A 25,950-nucleotide genomic window follows, 5' to 3' on the forward strand; every position below is an offset into this window, starting at 1 on the left:
CGACCCTAGACGGTTGGACCGGTCGCACACCACGCCATCATCGGATGATGGGGACGAACCGGCCGCCCGCCTTGACAGCGCATGCGGACGATCCTAGGGTCGACTGGAATGCGCATTCCGCCCACATCGGCGTGCCAACCCCGCACCCTTGCGACATCACATCAAAGGAGATGCACCACGTGAACAAGAAGCTCCTGCGCGGCCTGGCGATCCCGCTCGCCGGCCTCGTCGCGCTCGGCGGCCTCGCGGCCTGCTCGACCTCCGGCGGTCAGTCCGACGGCTCGGGCGTCGTGAACCTGACGTTCGTCAACTGGGACAACGGCATGGACAAGGTGGTCGACGCCTGGAACACCGCCAACCCCAAGATTCAGGTCAAGCTCATCAAGCCCTCGGGCACCGGCTACACGCTCTACAACAAGCTGATCACCGACAACAAGGCGGGGACCAACCCCGACATCGCGGAGATCGAGTACCCCGCGATCCCGCTGATGATCTCGAACAAGGTCATCGTGCCCGTCGACAAGTACATCTCGTCGCTCGACAACTACTCGCAGAACGTGCTCGACCGGGTGCGGTTCGAGGGCAAGACCTACGGCGTGCCGCAGAACATCTGCCCGCTCGTGTTCTTCTATCGCAAGGACCTCTTCGAGGCGGCCGGCATCACCAAGCCGCCGGCCACCTGGGACGAGTTCGCGGCCGACGCGGCGATCATCCACGGCAAGAACCCGAAGCAGTACATCAGCAACTTCGACGCCGCGAGCCCCGAGTGGTTCTCCGGCCTCGCCGAGCAGGCGGGCGCCAACTGGTGGTCGGCGAAGGGTTCGACCTGGACCGTCGACATCGACGACGCCGCGACGCAGAAGGTCGCGAACTACTGGCAGGACCTGCTCACGAAGGACCTCGTGGCGCCCGGGCCGAGCTGGTCGACCCAGTGGAACACCGACATGAACACCGGCAACATCGTGGGCTGGATCTCGGGGCAGTGGGCGCCGAACCAGCTGCCCTCCATCACGCCCGACACGGCCGGCAAGTGGGCGGCGGCCCCCGTGCCGTCGTGGACGGCGGGCGACCAGCAGATCGGCACCTGGGGCGGTGAGGTCGAGGGCGTGACCGCGAACTCGAAGCACCCCGCCGAGGCCGCCAAGTTCGTCGACTGGATGAACAACAGCGAGAAGGGCATCGACCTGCTCATCACGAAGGCGCAGGTCTTCCCGGCGTCCGCGAAGTACCAGTCGCTGCCGGCGCTGAAGACGCCGCCGCCGTTCATGAGCACCCAGCCCGACTACAACGCGCTCATGGCTCAGCTCGCCTCGCACGTCCGCGGCTTCGACATCTGGGGCCCGAACGCGAACATCACGTTCAACGCCTACTCCGACGCCTTCGGCAAGGCCGTCCAGAACAAGACCTCGTTCCAGGACGCCCTGAAGACCGTGCAGGAGGCCTCCGTCGCCGACATGAAGAAGGCGGGCTACACGGTCAAGTAGCCGTCTGCTTCACTCGGGCGGGATGCCGGCGGCGCGTTCGCCGGCATCCCGCCTCCCCCTGCTCCCGCCCCTCCCACCCCGCAAGGAAGCCGATGGCCACCGTCCCCGCCGCAGCCCCGGCGCGACCCGCACCCGCTCGGCGCCGACGGCGCGGCCCGATCCTGCCGGTCGTGCTCGTCGCCCCCGCCGTCGCGCTGCTGCTGCTGTTCACGTTCGCTCCCGCGGTCTACGCCTTCGTGCTGAGCCTGTTGCGCGTGCACGTCTCGGGCGGCCTGCTCGGCACCTCGACCGAGACGGTCTTCGCCGGTGTCGCCAATTACGCGTCGACGCTGGCCGACCCCGAGTTCTGGGCGAGCCTCGGGCGCATGCTGCTGGTCGCCTCCGTCGGGGTGCCCTCGGTGCTCATCCTCGCGACGCTGTTCGCCCTCTGCCTCGACGCGAACCGCGCGCGTCTCACCGGCTTCAGCCGGCTCGCGATCTTCCTGCCCTACGCCGTGCCGGGCGTCATCGCCTCGCTGCTCTGGGGCTTCCTCTACCTCCCCGCGACGAGCCCCATCGGCGGTCAGTTCATCGACTACTTCGGCAACACGACGATCTTCTTCGCCGTCGCCAACGTCGCCATCTGGGGCGTGCTCGGGTTCAACATGGTCGTGCTCTACACCGCCCTGCAGTCCATCCCCCGCGAGCTCTTCGACGCCGCGCAGATCGACGGCGCGAGCGAGCTGCAGATCGCCGTGCGCATCAAGCTGCCGATGATCGCCCCCGCCATGACGCTCGTCGCACTGTTCAGCGTGATCGGCGCCCTCCAGCTCTTCAACGAGCCCACCACCTTGAAGCCGCTCACCAACGCGATCAGCTCGACCTGGGTGCCGCTCATGCGCGTCTACTCGGACGCCTTCGTCAACAACGACATCTACGGGGGAGCCGCCAGCGCCTTCACGCTGCTCGTCATGACCGTCGTGGCGACCGTGCTCGTGAACGTCGTCGGCAACCGCCTGAGCAGAAGGAGCGCCCGATGACCGCGGTCGTCTCATCCCGTCGCCGCAGCGCTCTGCGGCCGAGTCGTGACGGCCGGCCCGGCGCGCGACGGGTCAGCTGGGTGCCGACCCTGATCCTGCTCGCGGGCGCGGTCTACTGCCTCGTGCCGGTGCTGTGGATCCTCATCGCCGCGACCAAGTCCAACGGGGAGCTGTTCTCCACGCCCCCGCTCGTGCCGTCGTTCGACGGGGCGTTCGGGAGCAACATGGTCGGCATCCTGACCTACGATCACGGGATCTGGGTGCGATGGGCCCTCAACACCGTGATCTACGCGGTCGGCGGCGGCATCCTCTCCACCTTCATCGCGGCGGCCGCCGGCTACGCGCTCGGCAAGTACCGATTCCGGGGCAGCCGCTTCGTGTTCCGCTCGATCGTGGCGGCCGTGCTGCTGCCGCCGGTGCTGCTCGCGGTACCGCAGTACCTGCTGCTGGCACCGGTGGGGCTGACCGACACCTACTGGAGCGTGCTGCTGCCGCAGCTCGTGAACCCGTTCGCGATCTACCTCTGCAAGATCTACGCCGAGGCGTCGGTCGCGGACGAGATCATGGAGGCCGCGCGCCTCGACGGCGCCTCGGAATGGCGGATCTTCCACTCGATCGGGCTGCGCCTCATGTCGCCCGCGCTCATCACGGTGTTCCTGATCCAGTTCATCGGCGTCTGGAACAACTTCCTGCTGCCGTTCGTGATGCTGACCGACCGCGAGCTCTATCCGCTCACGCTCGGGATGTACGGCATGATCATGCCGACCGGCGGGCAGCCCAATCAGTTCTCGCTCGTGATCGGCGGGGTGTTCCTCTCGATCGTGCCGCTCGCCGCGATCTTCCTGTCGCTGCAGCGGTTCTGGAAGGTCGACCTGCTCTCCGGCGGCGTGAAGCTTTAGGCGAATGAGACGCACTCGAGAAGGCGAAGAGGTAGCTTCAGAGCACCCGGGTCAGGCGGGGTACCGACCGCCGGCACGACCCCGCCGCATAGGCTGGTGCCGGAGCGCCGGGAAGTCTGGTCGGCCGGCATCTGTGCCGTGACCGAACGGGAGGCCGTGTGCTGAGAGCCCTGCCGTCCTCCCTCGCCCGCAACTTCCTCGGCGACTCGCCGCGCTGGTACAAGATCACCATCGTCGCGTTCCTCGTTGCGAACCCGGTCGTGTTCCTGCTGATCGATCCGTTCGTCGGCGGCTGGCTGCTCGTCGCGGAGTTCATCTTCACCCTCGCGATGGCGCTGACGTGCTACCCCCTGCAGCCCGGGGGCCTTCTCGCGATCGAGGCGGTCGCGATCGGGATGGCGTCGCCCCAGGCGGTGTTCGAGGAGACCCGGTCGAACTTCACCGTGATCCTGCTGCTGATGTTCATGGTGGCGGGCATCTACTTCATCCGCGAGCTGCTGCTCCTGCTGTTCACCAAGCTCCTGGTCGCGGTCCGCTCCAAGGTGCTGCTGTCTCTGGCCTTCGCGACGATGACAGCCGTGTTGTCGGCGGTGCTCGACGCCTTGACGGTGGCGGCGGTCGTCATCGCGGTGGCCGCGGGCCTGTATGCGGTCTACCATCGCTTCGCTTCCGGTCGCGGCGCGGGAGACCTCCACGATCACAGCGATGACCGTCTGGTGCACGAGCGCCATGAGGGCGACCTCGAGACCTTCCGCGCCTCCTTGCGGAGCCTCATGATGCACGCGCTGGTCGGCACCGCGCTCGGCGGCGTGGCCACGCTCGTGGGGGAGCCGCAGAACCTGCTGATCGGCGACACGGTGGGGTGGGATTTCGGGCAGTTCCTGCTGCACGTCGCGCCGGTCTCGATCCCCGTCGTCATCGTCGGGCTCGCGATGTGCGCGCTGCTCGAGCGCACCCGATCGTTCGGGTACGGAGCGCGCCTGCCGGACTCGGTGCGCTCGGTGATGGAGCACTGGGACGAGGGTCAGAGCGGCGGCCGTGACGCCCGCGCGCGGGCGCGACTGCTCATCCAGGGGCTCACCGCGGTCGCCCTGGTCGTCGGGCTCACCCTTCATCTCGCCGAGGTCGGCCTGGTCGGGCTCGCCGTGATCGTCCTGGCGACGGCGTTCGCCGGAGTGACGGAGGAGCACGCGATCGGCAAGGCGTTCCAGGAGGCGCTGCCCTTCACCGCGCTGCTGGTCACGTTCTTCGCGATCGTCGCCGTCATCCACGAACAGCACCTGTTCGCGCCGATCATCGACACCGTGCTGGCGCAGCACGGACGGGCCCAGCTCTCGCTCATCTTCCTGGGGTCGGGCGCGTTGTCGGCGATCAGCGACAACGTGTTCGTGGCGACCGTGTACATCAGCGAGATCGCGAAGGCCTTCCACGCCGGCGACATCTCGCGGCATCAGTTCGAGCTGCTCGCCGTGTCGATCAACACCGGCACCAACATCCCGAGCATCGCCACTCCCAATGGGCAGGCGGCGTTCCTGTTCCTCCTCACGTCGACGCTCGCGCCGCTCATCCGGCTCGGCTACGTCCGGATGCTGTGGATGGCGCTGCCCTACGCAGCGGTCCTCTCGGTCACCGCATACCTGGCCACGGTGTTCCTGCTCTAGCCGTCCGAGGCGCGCAGCCCGGCCAGCAGCAGGCGCACCATGCGCTCCGCGTGCGCGGGGCTTCGGCCGTGCTGCTCGGCGCCGTGGCAGAGATTGGCCACCGCGCCCAGGAACTCGCCGGCGTCGACATCCTGGATGCGCACCCCCGAGCGCCGCGCCGATTCGAGCAGTCGTTCGAGGGTCGGGGTCAACCGCGCCGAGAAGTAGTCCGCGAGCGGAGCGTAGGCCGGGTCGCCCGAGTGCAGCGCCGCGGCGAGACCCTGCTTGGTGGCGAGGAACTCGGTGTACCGCAGGATCCACCGATCGAGCGCCTCGTCGGGCGGGAACGACGCCTCGATCTCCGTGGCCGCCGTGACGCACGCATCCATCTCGCGTCGGAACACCGCCGAGATGAGGTCGGACCGTCGAGGGAAGTGGCGGTACAGCGTGCCCACACCGACGCCCGCGCGGTCGGCGATCGCACGCACCGGTGTATCGACGCCGGATGCCGCGAACTCCGTCTTGGCGGCCTCCAGCAGCGCGTCGAGGTTCTGCCGCGCATCGGCGCGCATGACGCGCGGCGCGTCGCTGGGGCTCTCCGCGGTCGGGACTGAGGGCATGGCGGCATCCGAGACTTGCGGCGGAACCCTGTTCCGCATATGGTCGTCTTAAGCGGAACCATGTTCCGGTTATATCCGGAGTGTCGTTCCGTCTCTCACCACACTATGCCGCCGCGGTCCCGATCGCGGCGACGAGGAGCACACCATGCAGTACCGCACGCTGGGCCGCACCGGCATCAAGGTCACGCCCTACGCGCTGGGGGCGATGATGCTCGGCTCGCTGGGCAACCCGGATCGCAGCGCCGGCGTCGCGATCATCCACCGCGCCCTCGATGCCGGCATCAACTTCGTCGACACCGCCGACCGCTACGGCGACTCGGAGGAGGTGGTCGGCGAGGCGCTCAAGGGGCGCCGCGACGAGGTGGTGCTGGCCACCAAGTTCTGGGGGCCCGTCGACGACGACGTCAACCATCGGGGCGCGTCGCGGCGCTGGATCCGGGAGGCGGTCGAGCGATCGCTGCGTCACCTCCAGACCGACTACATCGACCTGTACCAGCTGCACCGCCCCGACCCCGACACCGACATCGACGAGACGCTCTCGGCCCTCACGGATCTCGTTCGGGAGGGCAAGGTCCGCTCGGTCGGCAGCTCGTCGATGCGCGGCTCCGAGATCGTCGAGGCGCAGTGGATGGCGGAGCGCCGCGGCTTCGAGCGCTTCCGCACCGAGCAGCCGAACTACTCGATCCTCGACCGGGAGATCGAGCGCGAGATCCTGCCCGTGGCCGAGCGCTACGGGATGGGCACGCTCGTCTACAGCCCGCTCGCGGGCGGCACGCTGACCGGGCGGTACCGGTCGGGGCAGGAGAACGACAACTTCCGCTCCACCCGGACGGGGATGCGCCACTTCCGCGACGAGCGTCGGCTGGCCGCCGTCGAGCAGCTCGTCGCCCTCGCGGAGGAGCTCGGCGTGAAGCTGACCCACCTCGCGATGACCTTCGCGATCGCGCACCCGGGCGTCACGTCGGCCATCGCCGGACCGCGCACGATGGAGCAGCTGGAGGACACCCTGGCCGGGGTCGACCTCGCGCTCTCCGACGAGGTGCTCGACCGGATCGACGCGATCGTGCCCCCGGGCGAGAGCATCGGCGCGATGGACATGGTCTACCGGGGTCCGCAGGTCGGCGCTGCGGCCCTGCGCCGACGGCCCCCCGCGGAGCGTTCCGCCGGCTGACCTTCGCCGACACGGCGTCGTCAGGCGCGTTCGGCGAAAACCGCGGCCGCGACTCCGTACCCCTCGAATGCCCTCGCCACGCCGGCATAGGCGGCGACCTGCACGAACACCTCGACCACCTCCCGTGCGGTGGCGCCGCTGTTGAGGGCGATGCGGATCTGGCCGCGGAGCGGCTCGAGGGTCCCGAGCGTGGCGGCGATGGCCACGGAGACCAGGCCGCGGGTGCGGTGGTCGAGGTCGTCGGTGCGCGGCCACGCGTCGGTGAACGCCTGGATGGTGGCGATCCGCTTGAAGTCCGCGCCGTTGGCGGGTTCGCCCGGGGTGGCCGCGAGGAACGGCTCGAGGGGTGTGCCGAGCAGCTGCCCGGCGTATTCCAGCGCTGCGGAGTAGTCGCGGTCGGACGCGAGGGTCATGACGGGGTCCTGTCTCTCTCGGAGAACACCTAGTACAACATGGTTGTGTTATTAACGCAACCCAGGCGCGTTACGCTCACTGCATGTCCGAGTTCCAGCGCGCGCGCACCGCCGACGCCAAGCGCTCCCGTGAGACCGCGATCCTCGACGCCGCCCGCGCGCTGGCGACGCGCGACGGTGTGCGCTCGGTGACGCTGACCGGCATCGCGCAGCAGATCGGGATGCACAAGTCGGCGCTGCTTCGCTACTTCGAGACCCGGGAGCAGATCCTGCTCCGTCTCGCCGCGGCCGAATGGGCGCGGTGGGGTCCCGAGCTGAGCGCGGCGCTGGCCATGCTGGACGATCCCCGTGACGTCGGCGGGGCGGTCTCCGCGACCCTCACCGCTCGCCCGTTGTTCTGCGACCTGCTGGGTCACGTCTCGCTCAGCCTCGAGCGCAACGTCTCGGTCGACTCGGTCCGGGAGTACAAGCTGGTGACGCACGGGGAGGTCGACCGCATCGGCGCAGCGCTGCGGGCTGTCCTGCCCGAGCTGGTCGAGCAGGATGCCGTCGATGTCATCTCGACGGCGATCTCGGTGGCCGGCACCATGTGGCAGATGTCGACGCCGGGGGAGGTGCTGAGCGACGTGTATCGGCGCGACCCGCGCCTGGCGCACGCCATCGTCGATCTGCAGCCCACGTTGACGCGGATCCTCGATGCGGTGGTCGAAGGGTTGCGGGTTGCACGGCACGCAGGCGGGTGAGCCGACGCCGGCGCGAGGGCGCAGGATGGTGCCGTGTCGAAGATGAGCCCCAGCACGCCGGAGCGGCTGTCCGGCTACACCGACGCGGTGTTCGCGGTGATCATCACGATCATGGTGCTCGAGCTGAAGCCGCCGGCCTCCGCCGAGCTGAGCGCGCTGCTGTCGCTGTGGCCGGTGGCGTTGAGCTACGTCGTCAGCTACGCGTTCGTGGCGATCATCTGGATCAACCACCACTACCTGATGACCTACATCACGTCACCGTCGCTGCGGGTGATCTGGCTGAACTTCGGCCACCTGTTCTTCGTCTCGCTCGTGCCGTTCACGACGGCGTGGATGGCGCAGACCGAGTTCGCGCCCGCTCCCGTCCTCGTCTACGCGGCCCTGTTCGTCGTGACCGACGGCATGTACAACCTGTTCGAGCGGGAGATCCTGCGCAGCTCCGGCGAGTTCAGTCCGGTCGAGTACCGGGCGACCCGTCGCCGCTCGCTCTTCGCGTTCCTGCTGTTCGTGGTGGCGGCCGTGCTGGCGGTCTTCTCCAACTGGGCGGGATTCGGCTTCATCTGCGTAGCGCTCGCGCTGCACCTGGCCCCGGATGCGACCGGGTGGCGGCGCCGGGCGCGCGAGACGCGCCGGCAACGGCGCGCGACTCCCGGGATGTGAGCTCCTCGGCGCCGGTCTGAACGGCCGCTCGGAGCTTGGGAGGCGCCCAGCGTTCGACCGGCATCCTGGATCCATGAGAGGCATTCCCGTGGCGGCGGCCGCCGTCGCGCTCGCGATCGGGCTGAGCGGGTGCGCGGGCAACGCGGGCTACTCGACGGCCACTGCGCGGGGTCTGCAGCGCTCCGTGTTCGACGTGGCGAGCTCCGCGGCCGGCAGCGACTACTCCGCCGCGCTCACCCGGCTGAGCGCGCTCGAGAGGCTGAACGACGCGGACGCCGAGAAGGGCACGATCGAGCCCGCGCGCCACGACGCGATAGCCCGGTCGATCGCCCTCGTGCGCGCCGACCTGATCCAGCTGCAGGATGCCGCCACCACGGCCGAGCTGCGCGCCCGGCTCCAGCAGCTCCAGGAGCAGCAGGAGCAGCAGAAGACGCAGGCTCCCACGCCGCCGAAGAAGAAGGGCGGCCCGAAGCCCCCGGGGCCGAAGGGATGACGGTGACCGAGAGCCTCGACCTGATCGCGGCGCGATACCGGCTCCGGGATCGGGTCGGCACCGGCGGCATGGCGGAGGTGTATCGAGCCCTCGACGAGAGCCTCGGCCGGGACGTCGCGCTCAAGATCTTCCGGCGCGAGCTCGCGGAGGGCGAGGACCTGCATCGCCAGCAGGGGGAGATCCGCCTGCTGGCGCGCCTGTCGCACCCCTCCCTCGTGACCCTGTTCGACGCGGTCTCGGACGACCGCGGCCGCGGGGTGCTCGTGCTGGAGTACGTGCACGGGTCCGACGTGCGCGCTCGACTCGCGCGCGGACCGCTGCCGCCCCCGGAGGTCGCGGCGATCGGCGCCGACGTCGCGCGCGCGCTCGCCTACATCCACGGTCAGGGAGTCGTGCACCGCGACATCTCGCCCGCGAACATCCTCCTGCCCGACGACAACGCGTCGGGCCCGACGGCGAAGCTCACCGACCTGGGCATCGCGCGCCTGGTCGATGATGCGAAGATCACCGCCACGGGGTCGGTCATCGGCACCGCCGGGTACATGAGCCCGGAACAGGCCGAGGGCCGCCCGGCCACGCCGGCCGGCGACGTCTACTCGCTCGGGCTGGTGCTGCTGGAGTGCCTCACCGGGCGGCGCGAGTTCCCGGGCAGCGGGGTCGAGTCCGCGGTGGCGCGGCTGGCGCGCGACCCCGCCATCCCGCCCGCCCTTCCGGCGGCCTGGCAGGAGCTGCTGCGCACCATGACGGCGCGTGATCCGGATGGGCGCCCCACCGCCGCGGAGGCCGCCCAACGGTTGAGCGCGCTGGTCTCGCTCCAGGCCCCCGCGCTCGACGACCCCTCCCTCGCCGAGCTCCCCACGGTGGCGATGACCGTGGCCGCGGCACCGGATCCGACCAAGGTGCTGCCCGCGAACCCCGCGCCGGACCAGCCGGCGGCGGCGAAGCCGCGCATGCGGGGCCGCCGCGCGGTGCAACTCGTCGCGGGCCTCGCGCTCGCGGTCGCCGTCGTGCTCGTGGTCGTCCTCGTCATGGTCTCCGCGCACGGCGCCACGCCGCGGCCGGACCCCGTGACGAGCTACCCGGCGGTCAGCGGTCCGCTCGGCGAGCACCTGAAGCAGCTCGAGAAGCAGACCTCCGTGACCTACGCGCCGTAGCGGCGTCAGTCCGTCGGCGATCCGTCTCCACGCCGCCGACGGATCACGATCGCGAGACCGCCCGCGAGCAGCAGCACGAGCGCCATCGCGACGCCCGGGAGCAGGAGGTCGCTGCCGGTGAGCGCGAGCCCGCCCGGCGGGTCGACGAGCACCCGCGACGTGGACGGATCACTGGTGATCGTCCCGCCGCCGCGGAGCGTGCCGCTGACCGTCGCGCTGTTGCTCAGCCGGGAGCCGCGGACGAGGTCGGCATCCACGACCGTGTAGGTCGCGGTGCAGGTGACCGACTCAGCCGGTGACAGCGTCGACGCGCTGTCGGGGCAGGCGATCGCCGAGAGCGTGCCGTGACCGGTGAAGGCGCCCTCGTGCACGACCGGGTCGGTGATCGTCACGTTGCCGGTGTTGGTGACCGCGAACGAGTAGGTCACCACCTGACCCGCGCGGGTGACCTTCGCGGCGTCGGCCGTCTTCACGATCGTCAGCGCCGGTGCCGGACTCGTGGTCACGACCGAGGTCGACGGCGGCGACACGGGAGGCGTCGTGCCGTCCGGCGGGGTGCCGGTGACCGTGGCGGTGTTGGTGAGCGCCCCGGAATCCACGTCGTCCTGGGTCGCCGTGTAGTCCGCGGTGCAGCTGACGTCATCGCCGGGCGCGAGGCTGATCGGACCGGTCGGGCACTGGATCGCCGACAGCGCGCCGCTGCCCGAGAACGCGCCCTCGTCGATCACCGGATCGGTGATCGTGACGTTGCCGGTGTTCGTGACCAGGAACGAGTAGGTCAGATGCTGCCCCGCCGCCGCCGCCGTCACATCCGCCGTCTTGGCGAGGGTGAGCGCCGGTGTCCGCGTCACGTTCACCGTCGCGGTGGAGGGGATGGACAGCGCGACGACGCCGCTCGGCGCGACGCCGGTCGCCGTCGCGGTGTTCGAGACGACGCCGCCCGCGTCGATGTCGGCTTGGGTGACCGTGTAGTCGGCGCTGCAGGTCTCGAACTGCCCCGCGAGCAGGGTCTCCCGGGGGCAGTCCAGCGCGCCGAGGGTGCCGGTGCCGGTGAACGTGGTCTCCGGCACATCGATCGCCGAGAGCGTGACGTTGCCCGTGTTCGTCACGAGGAAGGAGTAGGTCACGCTCTGCCCGGCGGCGTCGACGGTGGTCGGCGTCGCGGTCTTGCTCAGGGTGATCCCGGGCGCCTCGGGCGTGGGAACGACGATGGTCGACGGCTCCGAGGGGACCGGGATCTCCGATCCTGGCGGCGTGCCCGTCACCGTCGCGGTGTTGCTGACGCTGCCCGCGTCCACATCCCCACCGCTGAGGGTGTAGTCGGCGGTGCAGAGCGTCTGCTCCCCGGGCGCGAGGGTCGTCTGCGCGCACGTCGGCGTCGGCAGCGAGCCGGTGCCCGTGAAGGTGGAATCGTCGATCGCGATGTCGCTCATGGTCACGTTGCCGGTGTTGGTGACCACGAAGTCGTAGGTGATCGTCTGACCCGGCTGGAAGGTCGCGTCTCCGGATGGCGTGGCCGACTTCACGACGGTGAGCGCCGGAGCGGGGTCGGCGGCGGGCGTCGACGTCGTCGACGGCGGAGAGGTGGTGACCACGCCGCTCGGCGGGGTGCCGTGGGCCGTCGCGGTGTTGTCGACCGCGTGCGCCGCCACATCATCCGGGGTCACCGTGTAGAGCGCGTCCGCTGTGCACGTCTCGGTGTCCCCGGGTGCGAGCGTCGTGCTCGGACAGGTGACCGGCCCGGCCTTGGCGTCGGTGACGCCGACGTCGGTCAGGGCCACGTCTCCGGTGTTCGTGACGGTGAAGGTGTAGCCGATCGTGTCACCGGCATTCGTGATGCCGTCGCCGTTGGCATCCGTCGGCGTTCCGGCGTGCTTCACCAACGTGAGGGCCGGGCTCTCGAAATGCACCGTGCTCGATCCCGGCGGGTTCAGCCCGACCGTCGTCACGTTGCCGGGGCCGTTCGTATAGGCGACCCCGGTGGTCGCGGAGGCGACCTGCACGGTGACGGTGCACGACGCCATGCCGGCGGCGAGGTCGCCCGTCGCGGCGACGCTCGTGCTGCCCGCGGCGGCCGTGACCACGCCGGACGGGCAGGTGGTGCTGATCGCCGGCACCGCCGCCACCCGGAGGCCGGACGGCAGCGCGTCGGTGAACGACCAGCCGTTCTTCGCGGCGAGCTCACTCGTGTTGGTGACCGTGAACGTCAGGGCCGACGCGCCCCCGGTCGGAACGATCGCGGGGCTGAAGGCCTTGTCCAGCTGCGGGGTCACGTCGAGGATCTTGAAGTTGTCGAACGCCTGGTCGTTCCCGGAACCGGACGGCTGCTGGTTGGTGAGGCGGAATCCGATCGTCGAGCTGGTGACCAGAGCGGACTGGTTGCCGGTGAACGTGCCGACGGTGACGGTCGCTGCGTCGACGGCGAAGCTGCGCCGATTCGGGTCGGCGCAGATGTTGTAGTCGGTCGTGTTCAGCGGGATGGCACTGCCTCCGTCGAGGAGGTAGAACCGATCGAGCGCCTGTACTCCGGTGGAGCAGAGGTTGCCGACCTGAACGGAGAACGTGAGGAACCGGCCACTGGTGGGCACGGTGATCCCGTTGCCTTGCAGCATCGTGCCGGTGTAGTTGTTCGACGTGCCGCCGACGGTCTGGTCGGCGACCGCGAGGTTCTGTGTCGGGTCGGTCATGCCGTTGTAGAGCCCGATGCCGGACGGGATCGTCCGCGCGCTCGGCCACCATCCGCTCGACGCGCCGCAGAAGCTCTGCGCCCCGAGGGCCGCGTTGGTCGCCTGGTGGCCGAAGATCAGCCCGTTGCAGAGCGTGGTGTTCTGGTACACGGGGTCCGCCGTGTAGGTCGCTCCGCTGCTGCTCGTGTAACCGGCGATCCTGGTTGCGCCCGCGACCGGCGCATTCTGGAAGTCCTCCTGGTAGACGAGGGTTCCGTCGCTCGGCACCCCCGGGTTCCCGGGTGCGGCGCTCGCCGGTTGGGCGACCAGACCCAGGGCCAGGCCGGAGGCGATCAACGCGGCGGCGCCCGCCGCCGCAGCGAGACGCAGCGGCAGCGATCGCAGTGCCGGCAACAGGCCCCGCCTGCCCTGCTTCGAACCAGGTACGGACAGACCGGTCACTCGGATCCCCCTGCGAATCGCGACTCGGCGCTCCCAGCCCCATCCACACCCGTGGATCACGCGAATAGTCGTCAGCATAGCGATCGGCGCGGCCGGCGCCCATGGTTACTCCCGGGGCGTGAAGAGGTCCGTGATGTCGTGCCCGTCGTCGATGTCGGTGAGCACGACATCCCCGGATCGGAGCCGGGTGCCGGAGCGGACGGGCAGGCTGCGTCCGTCCCGGCTCGCGAGCGCCACGCGGGCGAGCTCGTCGGGGAACAGGTCGCCGACCGTGGCGCCGTCGGCGGCCGACCCCGACTCGACGGTGTGGCGCTCGAGGCCGGTGGGCCGGTCCGCGAAGCGGACGTCGAGCGACCAGGGACGCGCCTCCACCTCGCGCATCGGCACCCGGAGCGCTCGGGCCAGCAGCGGCACGAGTCCGCCTTGCACCACGACGGAGAACAGGACGACGACGAAGACGATCCCGTATAGCGTCTGCGCGCCGGGCACGTCGGCACTCACGATGAGCAGCCCGAGCAGGATCGGCACCGCGCCCTTGAGCCCCGCCCAGAGCAGGAACGCGCGCTCGCCCCACCGGATGCGCAACGGGAGGCTCAGTGCACCGACCAGCACCGGCCGAATGATGAACGACAGGATCGCCGCGATGGCGAGTCCGGGCACCAGCACCTCCGGCCGGAGCACGACGTCGAGCCGGATCGTCAGCCCCAGCACCGCGAACGCGACGATCTCGGCCAGGCTGGCGATGCCCGAGGTGAATCGGGTGATCTCCGTCTTGTAGGGCGCGTGCAGGTCGCCGATGAGGATCCCGGCGATGAACACGGCGAGGAACCCCGAGCCGTGGGCGGCGGTGCCCAGACCGTAGAGCAGCCCGGCGGCGGCGATCGCGAAGACCGACGCGAGCGATTCGCTGGGGAGGGTGAGGCGCGACAGCAGCAGTCGCAGGCCGAGCCCTCCGATGATGCCGACCACGGCGCCGATGCCCAGTTGCAGCAGGAATTCGAGCACCCCGCTGCCGACGGCGCCCCACCCCGTGCCGGTGGCGGCGAGCAGGGCGGCCATGATGGCGATCCCCACCGGGTCGTTGGCGCCGGACTCGCCCTCGAGGATCGTGCCGGTGCGGCCGCCGATCTCCTTGCGCCCCAGCACGGAGAAGACGACGGCCGGGTCGGTCGGCGAGAGCGCAGCCCCGAGCAGAAGCGACGCGGTGAGATCGAGCCCGAGCAGGAGATGAGCGGCGAGGGCGACTGCCGCGGCCGTGACGGCGGTGCCGGCGATGCCGAGCCAGAGAATGGGCGCGGCCGAGCCGCGGAAGCGCCGCCAGCCGATGTGCATGCCGCCGTCGAACAGGATGAAGGCGAGCGCGATGCTGACGACCTTCTCGTCGAGCTGTCGTCCGGATTCCGCGACGGGCGGAAGGGCCAGAGCGAGGAGGGCTGCCGCGACCAGGAAGAACGCCGGGGCCGGGATCCGCAGCCGCTGGCTCAGCCGGTTGGAGAGCACCGCGAGGATCACGGCGGCGGCGACGGCGGCCACCACGAGCGCGAAGGCGATCTGATCGGTCATGCGGCTCCAGGGCGTGCGGGGATGGAGCCGACCAGACTTCCCGGCGCACCTGGGGCCAGCGTAGCCGGGCGTCCACCGGCGGAGCACGAGCGGATCGTCGGGCCCGGACTCCGGGCCGCCTGCACGGCACCTTCGGATATGTCGAAAGCACCCACGACACTATTGGCACTCGGCAGCGGAGAGTGCTAATACATCTTCCGTGGCCCCTCGACCGGGACCGCACCCGATGAGGAAGGAGAGATCCATGTCCAACCCGTTCGATGTTCTGAGCCAGCTCGACCGCCTCGCGTCCGGCGTGTTCGACACGGCCCTGACTCCTCGCCTGATGCCCGTCGACCTGTTCCGTGACGGCGACCAGTACGTGCTGTCCGCCGACCTCCCCGGCATCGATCCGGCCAGCGTCGACCTCGACGTGGACGGCCAGCTGCTGACCATCCGCGCGGAGCGCAGGACGCCGGCGAACGACGGCGTGCAGTGGCTGAGCCACGAGCGCCCCGACGGCTCCTACATGCGCCAGTTCACCCTCGGGGACGGCGTCGACGTGGAGCGGATCACCGCGAACTACGAGCACGGCGTGCTGTCGGTCATCATCCCGATGGCCGAGCGCGCCAAGCCCCGCAAGATCGCCGTCGCCGCGGGCGGTGCGGAACAGAAGCAGGTGAGGGCCTGATGAGGCGGCTCGTGGCCGTGCCGCAGGACCCGCGCGATCGCCGCTCCGAGGGCTCCGGGGTGCGGCTTCCGAACCTCGGACGACGGCTCACGCCGCCGCTCGGGGAGCGTCGGCCGTCGCGCACCGGCTGGTCCGGGCGCTTCCCGGGAGGCCCGCCGCTGCGCGCCGCCTGAGCAACCGGGTCCCGGACGCGTCCTCGCGCCCGGGACCCCTCGGCTCGGGTCGGGGCTCATCGATGCCGTCGGACGTCAGGTCGCCGTTCGGATCCTGACCTCGCGCTCCATCCGCTTCTCGTGCCGCCGGCGGCCCTTGATCGCCTCGAGCTCACGGCTCTTCGGCGGCGCGCTCGTCACCAGCTGCTCGAGCATGCGGCGAGTCGCGAGCGCGATCTCGTCGATCGCCTGCTCGAACGCCGCCGCGTTCGCGCGGGAGGGCCGGGTCGACCCGCTGACCTTGCGCACGAACTGGAGCGCGGCCTCCCGTACCTCGTCATCGGTGGTCGGCGGCTCGAAGTTGTGGAGGCACCGGATGTTGCGGCACATGCCGCCGACCATAGTCCGTGAGGAGCGCCGTGGTGCCGTGTCCGAATCCCGCGAGCCCAGGCATCCGGCGATCGTCAGGATCGACAGGTGCGAACACACGACGTGATCAGCCCCGCGATCTTCTACTTCGGCACCCCGGTCGCTCTGCTGAGCACCGTGACCCCGACCTCGCTCCGATGTCGAGCATCTTCTGGCTCGGCCGACGGGCCGTCATCGGCATGTCGCCGCGGTCGCAGACGGCGCTCAACATCCGCGCGACCGGCGAGTGCGTGATCAATCTGCCCTCCGCCGACCTCGTGGATGCCGTCGACCGGCTCGCGCTGACGACCGGCCGCAATCCGGTCTCGGAGCGCAAGGCCTCTGTCGGATACCGGTACGAGCCCGACAAGTTCGGTGTCGCCGGGCTCACTCCCGTGCCCTCCGATCTCGTGCACCCGTTCCGCGTCGCCGAATGCGCGGTCAACCTCGAGGCGCGACTGGTGGTCGACCACCGGTCCGACGCCGATGCCGACTCGATGCGGCCGATGGAGCTCGAGATCGTGCGCACGCACGTCCATCCGCGCATCCGCTCCGACGAGGGGATGCAGCGGGTCGACCCCGATGCATGGCGGCCGCTCATCATGAGCTTCCAGCACTTCTACGGCGTCGGCGAGCGGCTGCACCCCTCCCGGCTCGCCACCATCGGTGAGGAGTGGTACCGGTAGGCGCGGCGGACCGCCGCGTTCGGTCGGCGCACAGCCGAACCGGCTAGATTCGACCCATCTGTTCGATGGGCGAGTCGCCCGCACCTCTGACTGGGAAGTCGGACTTCGATCCCAGGAGAGGCCATGTCCTCCGTTTCGTACACGCGCACCATCTCGGCATCCGCCGCGGGCCCGAACTTCGCCGCGATGTCGCGTGTCGTCCGCGAGACGGGGCTGCTGCGCCGCAGTCGCTGGTTCTACGCCCTCCTGCTCGGCGGGCTGTTCGTCGCGCTCGGCGGGGCCATCACCGGCTTCGTCATGCTGGGCGACTCGTGGTACCAGTTGCTCATCGCCGCGGCACTCGGGCTGATCTTCACACAGTTCGCCTTCCTGTCCCATGAGGCCGCGCACCGCCAGGTGCTCGCATCCGGGCCGGCGAACGACCGCCTCGGGCGGTTCATCGGCACGGCGATGGTGGGCATGAGCTACCAGTGGTGGATGACGAAGCACACCCGCCACCACGCCAACCCGAACCAGCTCGGCAAAGACCCCGACATCGCGGCCGACACGGTCTCCTTCCACCAGGATTCCGCGGCGTCGCGCCGGGGCCTCCTCGCTCTGTTCACGCGGGTGCAGGGCTACGTGTTCTTCCCGCTGCTCTCGGTCGAGGGCGTCAACCTCCACGTGCAGTCCGTGCGCTCGCTCGTCGAGCGCCGCAAGGTGCACGGCCGTGGATTCGAGCTCACCGTGCTCGCTCTGCGCTTCGGGATCCTGCTGAGCGCCGTCTTCCTCGTCCTTCCGCTCGGGATGGCGTTCGCCTTCCTCGGTGTGCAGCTCGCCGTGTTCGGCATCTACATGGGGGCCACGTTCGCCCCGAATCACGTCGGCATGCCGTTCGTGGCGCGCGACGCGAAGCTCGACTTCCTCTCCAAGCAGGTGCTGACCTCGCGCAACATCACGGGCGGCTGGGCGATGACGCTCCTCATGGGCGGCCTCAACTACCAGGTCGAGCACCACCTCTTCCCGAGCATGTCGCGACCGCACCTCGCCCGGGCCCGCGACATCGTGCGCGAGCACTGCGAGCAGCACGACGTCCCCTACACCGAGTCGACGCTCCCGGCCGCCTGGCATCGGGTGATCGAGCACCTCAACACGGTCGGCGGAGCCGCTCCGCGGATCTTCGAGTGCCCCGTCGCCGCGCGCTACAGCGCGGGCTGAGCCGGCCCGTACCCCGGGGGATACCTCAAGAGCGCTTGCCCAGCACGAAGCGCTGGATCGCGATCACGGCGGCGCCGCGGCACCACTGTGAGTCGTCGCCTGAGGTGCTGACGAGGTCAGGCGTACGCGCTCTCGGGTCGCGGTCGAGCGCGATGCCCTCCCGAATCGCGTCGGCAGCCACGTCGGTCAGGCCGATGCCCTCACCACCCAGCACGATGCGCTCGGCAGCGGTGAGATTCGCCACGGCCGCGATCAGGCGGCCGAGCGCGCGACCGGCATCGTCGACGACGCGCAATGCAGCGGAGTCGCCCGACGATGCGAGTTGCAGCGCCTCCGGGTAGTCGACGACGCGACCGACTGCAGCGGAGACCGCCTGGCTGATGGCGGTCGAGGTGAGCACGCTGCGCGCGCACCCGCGATGGCCTGCCGGGCACACCGGGCCGAAGGGATCCAGCGGCCAGTGGCCGACGAGCCCGAGTCCCGAGTCGCCGTCGACGACGACATCGCCGTGGATGACGAGGCCGTACCCGACTCCGGCACCCAGGGTGATGACGGCGAAGCGGTCGAGGCCGCGCCCGACCCCGAACCAGTGCTGCGCCTCGGTGAACGCGACGACGTCGTTCTCGATGACGACAGGAAGATCGGTCTCGTGCTCGACCATGCTCCCGAGGGGCACGTCCTCCCATCCGAGGAACGGGGCGCTGCGCACGGTGCCGTGGTCGGCAACCAATCCGCCGATCCCGATCCCGACGGCCGTCGGGGTCGGCAGACCCCGCGAGACGCTCGACACCAGCTCGCCGACCTGGCGTGCGACGGCGCGCGGTTCCTGCGATGTGAGCTGCATCGACTCCTCAGCGACCACGTTGGCACGCAGGTCCGTGACGACGGCGCGCAGGTCGGCGCCCGTCAACTTCATCCCGACGAAATGCCGCGAGTCCGCCACGACATCCAGCGGCCGCGATGGCCGCCCGGCACGCGGTGTCTCGGATCGCTCGTCGAGCTCGACGAGCAGACCGCTCTCGATCAGCGGAGTGCTCAGTCGGGTCAAGGATCCCGGCGAGAGATCTAGTCTCCGCGCGATGTCGCTCCGGGAGATCGGACCGTGCAGCAGCACCTCGAGCGCGACCGCGAGCGTGGCCCCCGAGTCGGGCGTCCACGCCGGCGTGGTGATCCGCATTCCGTCCCTCCTTCGATGTGCTCAGAGTGACATAGCGGGGTATCTATTGCAAAGGAAACAACTAGGCCATCGATTGGCCGCGGATCTCGCAGTTGACAGTGTATTTATTTTTGTTGTAAAACTTACCTCGCACGGCCCCCGACTCTCGCGGACGAGGTCGGACCCCCGAACCACGACAGGAGAACCCACGCAATGAAGCGCTCGTACAAGATCGGATCGGCGGTGGTGATCGCGACTTCCGTCGCTCTGATCGCCAGCGGTTGCTCCACCGGGGCCGGTACCGGATCCGATTCGCACAAGGACGTCACCATCACCTTCTGGGGGGCCTACGGCAACGGCGGCAACTCGACCCAGCAGGATGCGCTGAACAAGACGCTCATCCCCGCCTTCGAGAAGGCGAACCCGGGCATCACGGTCAAGTACGTGGACGTGGCGTACGACTCGCTGCTGCAGAAACTCACGACGAGCGCCGCCGGCGGCAAACTGCCGGACCTCGTCCGCGCGGACCTCGGCTGGGTGCCGCAGTTCGCCGACCTCGGGGTGCTCGAGCCGCTCTCCACCTCGATGTCGGACTACAAGGCCCTCGCGGCCAAGGACTATCCGGGCAGCGTCGCAACCAATCGATACAAGGGCGAGTACTACGGTCTGCCGCTGGACACCAACACGCGCGTGCTCATCACCAGCCAGCAGGCGCTCGACAAGGCGGGCGTCAGCGAACCGCCGAAGACCTTCGCCGACCTGAAGACGATGGCCACCGCGCTCAAGGGCACCGGCGTCTCGCTCTGGGCCGACAGCAAACTCGAGGCCTGGAACATCGCGCCCTGGATCTGGTCGGGCGGCGGCGAGTTCACCAACAAGGCCGAGACCAAGGCCACCGGCTACCTCAACAGCGCGGCCAACGCCGCGACCATCCAGATGCTCGTGGACTGGTACAAGGAGGGGCTGATCCCCAACCTCCTGACCGGCAACAGCGGGGCGGTCGCCACACAGGACGGCCTGCCCAAGAACGACTACGCGACGATCTTCGACGGTCCGTGGATGGCGGGCGTGTGGTCCGGCTCGTACAAGGACTTCCACCCCATCTACGCGCCGATTCCGGCCGGCAAGGGCGGCTCCGTCAGCGTCGTGGGCGGCGAGGACATCGTCATGACCGCGAGCTCCGCGCACAAGGCTGCTGCAGCGAAGTTCATCCGCTTCACGCAGAGCAAGCAGTTCCAGATCGAGATGGCCAAGACGGGTCAACTCACGGTGCAGCCGCGCCTGGCCGATCAGCAGGCCGAGATGGCGGCCGACTACAGCGTCTACTCCGACCAGTTGAAGACGGCCAAGTCGCGCATCGCGAGCCCGAACCAGAGCAAGATCGATGCCGTCCTCGCGGCGGCCCTGACACCGGCCTTCACGGGCGGCACCACGGTCAAGGCGGCGCTGAACAGCGCCGCGTCGCAGATCGACGCTCTGCTGTCGGGAGACTGATCGGATGACGAGCATCCCCACCCGGGGGACGACGACCGGCCGCGCGACGGGATCCGTCGCGCGGCCGGCGCGGTCTCCCCGCCGTGGGCGCTTGCGGGTGGGTGCGGTGCCGTACCTGTTCCTGGCCCCCGGTGTGATCCTCTTCGCCGTGTTCATCGTGTGGCCGGCGGTGCAGGCGCTCCGCATGAGCTTCTACGACTGGAAGATCGTCGCGGGCGCGATCAGCAGGTGGGTGGGTCTCGACAACTACGTCCGAGCAGTGCAGGACCCGCACTTCTGGCTGAGCCTGACCAACAGCGGCATCTACATGCTGGCGACGGTCGCGCCGCAGATGGCGCTGGGGCTGGCCATCGCCCTGCTGCTCAAGCGCAAGAGCCCTGTGCAGCCATTGTTCCGCGTGCTGTTCTACCTTCCGGTCGTCACGAGCTGGGTGGTCGTCTCGCTGCTGTTCAAGTACCTCTTCGCCGACAGCGGGCTCGTCAACTTCACACTCCACGACTTCCTCCACCTGATGAACAGCGACGTGTCGTGGCTCGCCCAGCGCGGCACGGCTCTCGTGGTGATCTGCCTGCTGGGCATCTGGAAGGGCATCGGATGGTCGATGATGATCTACCTCGCCGCCCTGCAGGGCGTGCCGCAGGCCCTCGAGGAGGCGGCGATCATGGACGGCGCAGGCCGGTGGCAGCGCTTCCGCGCGGTGACGCTGCCCGCTGTGAATCCGGCCACGGTGTTCCTCTCGGTGATGCTCGTGATCGGCGGTCTGAACGTGTTCGCATCGGTCGTCCTCGTCACGAACGGCGGCCCGATCGGGCAGACCGACGTGGTGCTGACCTACATGTACAAGCAGGCCTTCACCTACCTCGACTTCGGCTACGGGTCGGCGATCGCGATGCTGCTCGCCGTGCTCGTGTTCGTGCTGGCGGTCCTCCAGCTGCGGATCGCCCGCGGCCGCGCCGACGAGGCACTGGCGTGACGCCCGCCCGTCGCGGCGCCTCCTCGGTCCTCCGCTACGTCGCCCTGATCGCGGGCGCGCTCGTGATGGTGACGCCGTTCGTCTACATGCTGTCGACGAGCTTCCAGCCACAGGCGTACGTGCTCTCCCTGCCGCCGCAGCTCATCCCGAATCCGGCGACCATCGACAACTACACACGGGCGCTCACGACGGAGGACTTCGCCCTCTACTTCGTGAACTCGATCATCGTCACCGCGATCTCCACCTTCTTCTCGGTGCTGATCAGCTCGATGATGGCGTTCGCGTTCGCCCGATTCCAGTTCCGGTTCAAAGAGACGATCTTCCGCGTGCTGCTTGCGGGGTTGACCATCCCGGCCATCATGCTGCTGATCCCGCAGTTCGTGCTCGCGAAGAACCTGGGCATTCTGGATTCGCTCGGCGGCCTGATCGTCTTCTACGTCGCCGGGTCGCTGTCGTTCAACACGTTCCTGCTGCGCGGCTTCCTCGCCTCGATGCCGGGGGAGCTCGACCAGGCCATGCAGGTCGACGGCGCCTCGGCGTGGACCCGCTACGCGCGGCTCGCCCTGCCGCTGGCTCGGCCGGCGCTCGCGACGGCGACGATCTTCACATTCCTGAACGGCTGGGACGAATACCCGATCGCTCTGACCCTCATCAGCGACCCCGGTTCGCGCACCCTGCCGCTCGCCATCGCGACGTTCCAGGGCCAGAACGCGACCCAGTGGGGGCTCGTGTTCGCGGCCTCGCTCATCGCGGTGGTGCCCGTGATCGTCATCTTCCTGGTCTTCCAGCGTCAGTTCGTGCAGGGGCTCACGGCCGGGGCCGTGAAGGGATGAGCGCCGAACTCCTGCCGTTCGCGGCGACGGGCGCACCGGGTCAGCCCATCGTCATCGAGGTGCGCGGGATGCGGGGCCCGGGCATCGTCAGCGTCTGGCGGCTCGGCGATCCGGTCCTCGAGCAGTCGTGGTCCGGCGACGGATCCATCGAGCTGCCGCCACTGCCGGCGGGCGGGTACGGGGTCGAACTGACGGTCGGGGAGCACGTCGTGAGGACCGCGGTCGATGTGCGCGACGATCCTCGCACCCGTCTGCGCTACGGCTTCACCGTCGACTTCCGGCCCGGCCGCGACCCAGGGGCCCTCGTCGACACCGTGCGCCGGCTGCACCTGACCGGCATCCAGTTCTACGACTGGGCCTACCGGCACGCCGACCTGCTCGGCGGTGGTGACGAGTACCTGGATGCCCTCGGCCAGCCGGTAGCGCTCGCGACCGTGCGCCGGCTCGTCGCTGCGGTCACCGATGCCGGCGCGGACGCCCTCGGTTACGCGGCGGTCTACGCGGTGGGGCCGCAGGAGTGGCCGCGGTGGGAGCACCGCGCGCTGCTCACAGCGACCGGCGAGCGCTACGCGCTCGGCGACTTCCTGTTCCTCGTCGACCCGGCGGCACCCGACTGGCGGGAAGCCTTCGCGGCGCAGCTGGCCGAGGCGGCGCGGGAGATCGGGTTCGCGGGGTACCACCTCGATCAGTACGGCTACCCCAAGACCGCGGTCTCGCCCGACGGCGGGGCCGTCGACGTCGAGCGCTCCTTCTCCGCGCTCATCGAGGCGGTCCGCGCGGCGCTGCCCGCGAGCCGTCTCGTGTTCAACAACGTGAACGACTTCCCGACCTGGCGCACAGGCGCCGACCCGCAGGACGCGCTCTACATCGAGCCGTGGGCCCCGCACACCACGCTCGGCGACCTGGCCGACGTCGCGCGTCGCGCGCGGGCAGCGGGTGGCGAGAAGCCGATCGTGCTCGCCGCCTACCAGCACGTCTACGACGACGCTCCAGCGGCGAACGCCGACCTCGCCACCGCATTCACCATGGCGACCCTGTATTCGCACGGTGTGACGCAGTTGCTGGCCGGTGAGGGCGACCGCGTCCTGGTCGACCCCTACTACGTGCGCAACCACGTGGTGGAGCTCTCGACCGCTGACCTCCTGCGCCGCTGGTACGACTTCCTCGTCGAGCACGACGAGCTGCTGCTCGATCCCAGCATCGTCGAGGTCACCGGCTCGTACGCGGGCGAGTACAACGCGGAGCTCGACGTCACCTTCGCCGGCGCCGAGCTCGATCACCGTGCGCGCGCCGGCACCGTCTGGCGCCGGGTCACCAGAGCCGGCGACCGTCTCGTGCTGCACCTCATCAACCTCGTCGGCCAGGACGACACCGAGTGGGACGCGCCCCGCGCGCCCGTCGGCGATCCGGCGGCCGGGGTTCTGCGCTTCCGCCGGGTCGGAGCCCACGCGCCGCGCGTGCGCGTCGCCGACCCGGATGGCGCACCGCGCCTGGTCGAGCTGCCGGTACGGCTCGAGGGCGAATGGGCCGAGGCTGAACTGCCGCCGCTGGCGGTGTGGCAGCTCGTCACGATCGAACGGACGCCGACACCATGACCGACACCCTCGCCGGCCGCGAGCCGGCTGCGGGCCTGCCACCGATCGATCCGTGGTGGCACTCCGCCGTGATCTACCAGATCTATCCCCGCAGCTTCGCCGACGCGAACGGCGACGGCATCGGCGACCTGCGCGGCATCCTGCAGCATCTCGACCACCTCGAGGACCTCGGCGTCGACGCCATCTGGCTGTCGCCGATCTACCCGTCGCCGGGCGACGACAACGGCTACGACATCAGCGACTACGAGGCCATCGACCCGGTCCTCGGCACGCTCGAGGACTTCGACGACCTGGTCGCGGCGCTCCACGCGCGCGGCATGCGCCTCGTCATGGACCTCGTCGTCAACCACACGAGCGACGAGCACCCGTGGTTCGTGGAGTCGGCATCCGGACCCGACAGCCCGAAGCGGGACTGGTACTGGTGGCGCCCGGCGCGGCCGGGCACGTTGGCGGGAACCTCGGGCGCCGAGCCGACGAACTGGGAGTCGTTCTTCTCGGGGCCGGTCTGGCAGCTCGACCCGGCGAGCGGCGAGTACTACCTCCATCTCTTCTCGGCCAAGCAGCCGGACCTGAACTGGGAGAACCCGGACGTGCGGCAGGCCGTCTACCGGATGATGCGCTGGTGGCTGGATCGCGGCATCGACGGATTCCGGATGGACGTGATCAATCTCATCTCCAAGGACCCGTCCCTTCCCGACGGCGCCGTACCGCCCGACGGGACGCTCGGTGACGGGTTCCCGCACTATGCGGCCGGTCCCCGCATCCACGAGTTCCTGCAGGAGATGCATCGCGAGGTGTTCGCCGGCCGGGACGCCGCCGACCTCCTCACGGTCGGGGAGATGCCCGGCGCCACGGTCGAGCAGGCGCGGCTCTTCACCGATCCCGAGCGGCGCGAGCTCGACATGGTGTTCCAGTTCGATCACGTCGGCCTGGATCACGGGCCTGGCGGCAAGTTCGACGTGCAGCCGCTCGATCTCGTCGAGCTCAAGGCCTCGTTCGACCGCTGGCAGCGCGGCCTCGCGGACGTGGGCTGGAACAGCCTCTACTGGAACAACCACGACCAGCCCCGTGCCGTCAGCCGGTTCGGCGACGACGGCGCATTCCGTGTGGCATCCGCGACCGCGCTCGCCGCAGTGCTTCACCTGCAGCGCGGCACCCCGTACGTCTACCAAGGCGAAGAACTCGGCATGACCAACGCGAGGCTGCGCACGAGTGACGACCTGCGCGATATTGAGTCGCTGCGCCATTACGAACTCGCGGTCGCGTCCGGTCAGGACTCCGAGCGTGTGATGGATTCGATCCGACGGATCGGTCGCGACAACGCCCGTACGCCGATGCCGTGGAGCGATGAGGAGAACGGCGGCTTCGGATCCCATCACCCGTGGATCGATATCCATCCGGACTTCGCCGAGGTCAATGCGCGGCAGCAGCGCCAGGATCCCTCGTCCGTCTTCGCCTTCTACCGGCGGCTCATCCGGCTCCGACACGAGGAACGCGTGGTCGCAGCGGGCCGATTCGAGTTGCTCGCGCCTGGGCATCCGCAGGTGTTCGCCTACCGTCGCGACCTCGACGACCGGCGTCTTGTCGTCATCGCGAACCTGTCCGGCGAGGTCGTGGCGATCGCGGGAATCGCCGACGTGCAGATGTCAGTGTCGGCGGCGCCTTTCCTGTTCGGCAACGTCGGCCGCCCGGCGGACGCGCGTCTCGATGCATTACAGGCGTGGGAGGCGCGGATCTTTCTCGGGTGAGTCCTCGCAGACCTGTCGAAATCCGCCGATCCCGTTCGTAGCAGGAGTGAA

General features: G+C 69.6%; 24 protein-coding genes. 18 read left to right on the plus strand and 6 right to left on the minus strand.

Going from position 1 to position 25,950, the window contains the following annotated elements; all coding sequences use genetic code 11:
* Window positions 1-179: 179 nt before the first annotated feature.
* The 4 genes from ABD285_RS05230 (at window position 180) to nhaB (ending at window position 5,063) form a co-directional block, all read left to right on the plus strand.
* A complete protein-coding gene (locus ABD285_RS05230; RefSeq protein WP_284254224.1) occupies window positions 180-1,484 on the plus strand; it encodes an ABC transporter substrate-binding protein in 1,305 nt (434 codons plus the stop codon).
* Between the two features lie 92 nt (window positions 1,485-1,576).
* Entirely contained in the window at window positions 1,577-2,503 is a 927-nt protein-coding gene (locus ABD285_RS05235; protein ID WP_344200837.1) for a carbohydrate ABC transporter permease, read from the plus strand.
* A complete protein-coding gene (locus ABD285_RS05240; protein WP_284254226.1) occupies window positions 2,500-3,402 on the plus strand; it encodes a carbohydrate ABC transporter permease in 903 nt (300 codons plus the stop codon). The genes ABD285_RS05235 and ABD285_RS05240 overlap by 4 nt, the downstream gene beginning before the upstream one ends.
* A gap of 158 nt (window positions 3,403-3,560) precedes the next feature.
* Window positions 3,561-5,063, plus strand: coding sequence for a sodium/proton antiporter NhaB (gene nhaB / locus ABD285_RS05245; protein WP_344200840.1), 1,503 nt, complete (start codon window positions 3,561-3,563; stop codon window positions 5,061-5,063).
* On the opposite strand, the gene ABD285_RS05250 is transcribed toward nhaB, so the two are convergent.
* Complete coding sequence (locus ABD285_RS05250) at window positions 5,060-5,662, minus strand: TetR/AcrR family transcriptional regulator (protein WP_344200843.1); 603 nt, start codon at window positions 5,660-5,662, stop codon at window positions 5,060-5,062. The two genes, nhaB and ABD285_RS05250, sit on opposite strands and share 4 nt — an antisense overlap.
* Before the next feature lie 145 nt (window positions 5,663-5,807).
* Between ABD285_RS05250 and ABD285_RS05255 the strand changes: the two genes are divergently transcribed.
* Entirely contained in the window at window positions 5,808-6,833 is a 1,026-nt protein-coding gene (locus ABD285_RS05255; RefSeq protein ID WP_344200846.1) for an aldo/keto reductase, read from the plus strand.
* 20 nt (window positions 6,834-6,853) lie between these two features.
* On the opposite strand, the gene ABD285_RS05260 is transcribed toward ABD285_RS05255, so the two are convergent.
* Window positions 6,854-7,246 (minus strand): carboxymuconolactone decarboxylase family protein, encoded by a 393-nt coding sequence (locus ABD285_RS05260; protein ID WP_344200849.1) that lies wholly within the window; start codon window positions 7,244-7,246, stop codon window positions 6,854-6,856.
* A gap of 83 nt (window positions 7,247-7,329) precedes the next feature.
* Here ABD285_RS05260 and ABD285_RS05265 point away from each other — a divergent pair, with 83 nt between their 5' ends.
* From ABD285_RS05265 to ABD285_RS05280, 4 genes are all read left to right on the plus strand, one after another.
* Window positions 7,330-7,989 (plus strand): TetR/AcrR family transcriptional regulator, encoded by a 660-nt coding sequence (locus ABD285_RS05265; protein WP_284254227.1) that lies wholly within the window; start codon window positions 7,330-7,332, stop codon window positions 7,987-7,989.
* 42 nt (window positions 7,990-8,031) lie between these two features.
* Window positions 8,032-8,649, plus strand: coding sequence for a TMEM175 family protein (locus ABD285_RS05270; RefSeq protein WP_284255681.1), 618 nt, complete (start codon window positions 8,032-8,034; stop codon window positions 8,647-8,649).
* A gap of 73 nt (window positions 8,650-8,722) precedes the next feature.
* Complete coding sequence (locus ABD285_RS05275; protein WP_284254228.1) at window positions 8,723-9,142, plus strand: hypothetical protein; 420 nt, start codon at window positions 8,723-8,725, stop codon at window positions 9,140-9,142.
* A 2-nt stretch (window positions 9,143-9,144) separates the two neighbouring features.
* The gene (locus tag ABD285_RS05280) at window positions 9,145-10,296 is read left to right on the plus strand and encodes a serine/threonine-protein kinase (protein WP_425564941.1); all 1,152 of its coding nucleotides are present in this window, start codon (window positions 9,145-9,147) and stop codon (window positions 10,294-10,296) included.
* A 5-nt stretch (window positions 10,297-10,301) separates the two neighbouring features.
* On the opposite strand, the gene ABD285_RS05285 is transcribed toward ABD285_RS05280, so the two are convergent.
* Window positions 10,302-13,376 carry a DUF7507 domain-containing protein gene (locus ABD285_RS05285; RefSeq protein ID WP_284254231.1) on the minus strand — a complete coding sequence of 1,025 codons (3,075 nt, stop codon included), beginning with the start codon at window positions 13,374-13,376 and terminating at the stop codon, window positions 10,302-10,304.
* 153 nt (window positions 13,377-13,529) lie between these two features.
* On the minus strand, window positions 13,530-14,987 hold the full coding sequence (locus ABD285_RS05290; RefSeq protein ID WP_284254232.1) for a cation:proton antiporter domain-containing protein: 1,458 nt from the start codon (window positions 14,985-14,987) through the stop codon (window positions 13,530-13,532).
* 244 nt (window positions 14,988-15,231) lie between these two features.
* Between ABD285_RS05290 and ABD285_RS05295 the strand changes: the two genes are divergently transcribed.
* Together ABD285_RS05295 and ABD285_RS05300 are read left to right on the plus strand one after the other, a co-directional pair.
* A complete protein-coding gene (locus tag ABD285_RS05295; protein ID WP_284254233.1) occupies window positions 15,232-15,657 on the plus strand; it encodes an Hsp20/alpha crystallin family protein in 426 nt (141 codons plus the stop codon).
* The gene (locus tag ABD285_RS05300) at window positions 15,657-15,830 is read left to right on the plus strand and encodes a hypothetical protein (protein ID WP_284254234.1); all 174 of its coding nucleotides are present in this window, start codon (window positions 15,657-15,659) and stop codon (window positions 15,828-15,830) included. The genes ABD285_RS05295 and ABD285_RS05300 overlap by 1 nt, the downstream gene beginning before the upstream one ends.
* Before the next feature lie 75 nt (window positions 15,831-15,905).
* Here the strand turns inward: ABD285_RS05300 and ABD285_RS05305 are convergent, their stop codons facing one another.
* A complete protein-coding gene (locus tag ABD285_RS05305) occupies window positions 15,906-16,199 on the minus strand; it encodes a DUF2277 domain-containing protein (RefSeq protein WP_284254236.1) in 294 nt (97 codons plus the stop codon).
* Window positions 16,200-16,375: 176 nt separating this feature from the next.
* Between ABD285_RS05305 and ABD285_RS05310 the strand changes: the two genes are divergently transcribed.
* Both ABD285_RS05310 and ABD285_RS05315 read left to right on the plus strand, forming a co-directional pair.
* A complete protein-coding gene (locus ABD285_RS05310; RefSeq protein WP_344200861.1) occupies window positions 16,376-16,903 on the plus strand; it encodes a flavin reductase family protein in 528 nt (175 codons plus the stop codon).
* A 123-nt stretch (window positions 16,904-17,026) separates the two neighbouring features.
* On the plus strand, window positions 17,027-18,100 hold the full coding sequence (locus ABD285_RS05315) for a fatty acid desaturase family protein (RefSeq protein WP_425564942.1): 1,074 nt from the start codon (window positions 17,027-17,029) through the stop codon (window positions 18,098-18,100).
* Window positions 18,101-18,125: 25 nt separating this feature from the next.
* On the opposite strand, the gene ABD285_RS05320 is transcribed toward ABD285_RS05315, so the two are convergent.
* Entirely contained in the window at window positions 18,126-19,277 is a 1,152-nt protein-coding gene (locus ABD285_RS05320) for an ROK family transcriptional regulator (protein WP_284254237.1), read from the minus strand.
* 192 nt (window positions 19,278-19,469) lie between these two features.
* Between ABD285_RS05320 and ABD285_RS05325 the strand changes: the two genes are divergently transcribed.
* Genes ABD285_RS05325 through ABD285_RS05345 form a run of 5 tightly spaced genes read left to right on the plus strand, consistent with a single transcriptional unit; the run spans window position 19,470 to window position 25,899 of the window.
* Window positions 19,470-20,750 (plus strand): extracellular solute-binding protein, encoded by a 1,281-nt coding sequence (locus ABD285_RS05325; protein WP_344200865.1) that lies wholly within the window; start codon window positions 19,470-19,472, stop codon window positions 20,748-20,750.
* 4 nt (window positions 20,751-20,754) lie between these two features.
* On the plus strand, window positions 20,755-21,723 hold the full coding sequence (locus ABD285_RS05330; RefSeq protein WP_284254239.1) for a carbohydrate ABC transporter permease: 969 nt from the start codon (window positions 20,755-20,757) through the stop codon (window positions 21,721-21,723).
* Entirely contained in the window at window positions 21,720-22,556 is an 837-nt protein-coding gene (locus tag ABD285_RS05335; protein ID WP_344200868.1) for a carbohydrate ABC transporter permease, read from the plus strand. Before ABD285_RS05330 ends, ABD285_RS05335 begins: the two co-directional genes overlap by 4 nt.
* On the plus strand, window positions 22,553-24,151 hold the full coding sequence (locus ABD285_RS05340) for a glycoside hydrolase family 66 protein (RefSeq protein WP_284254242.1): 1,599 nt from the start codon (window positions 22,553-22,555) through the stop codon (window positions 24,149-24,151). Before ABD285_RS05335 ends, ABD285_RS05340 begins: the two co-directional genes overlap by 4 nt.
* Entirely contained in the window at window positions 24,148-25,899 is a 1,752-nt protein-coding gene (locus ABD285_RS05345) for an alpha-glucosidase (protein ID WP_344200871.1), read from the plus strand. Before ABD285_RS05340 ends, ABD285_RS05345 begins: the two co-directional genes overlap by 4 nt.
* Window positions 25,900-25,950: the final 51 nt, after the last annotated feature.

The organism is Pseudolysinimonas kribbensis, from assembly GCF_039531715.1.
GTDB lineage: Bacteria > Actinomycetota > Actinomycetes > Actinomycetales > Microbacteriaceae > Pseudolysinimonas > Pseudolysinimonas kribbensis.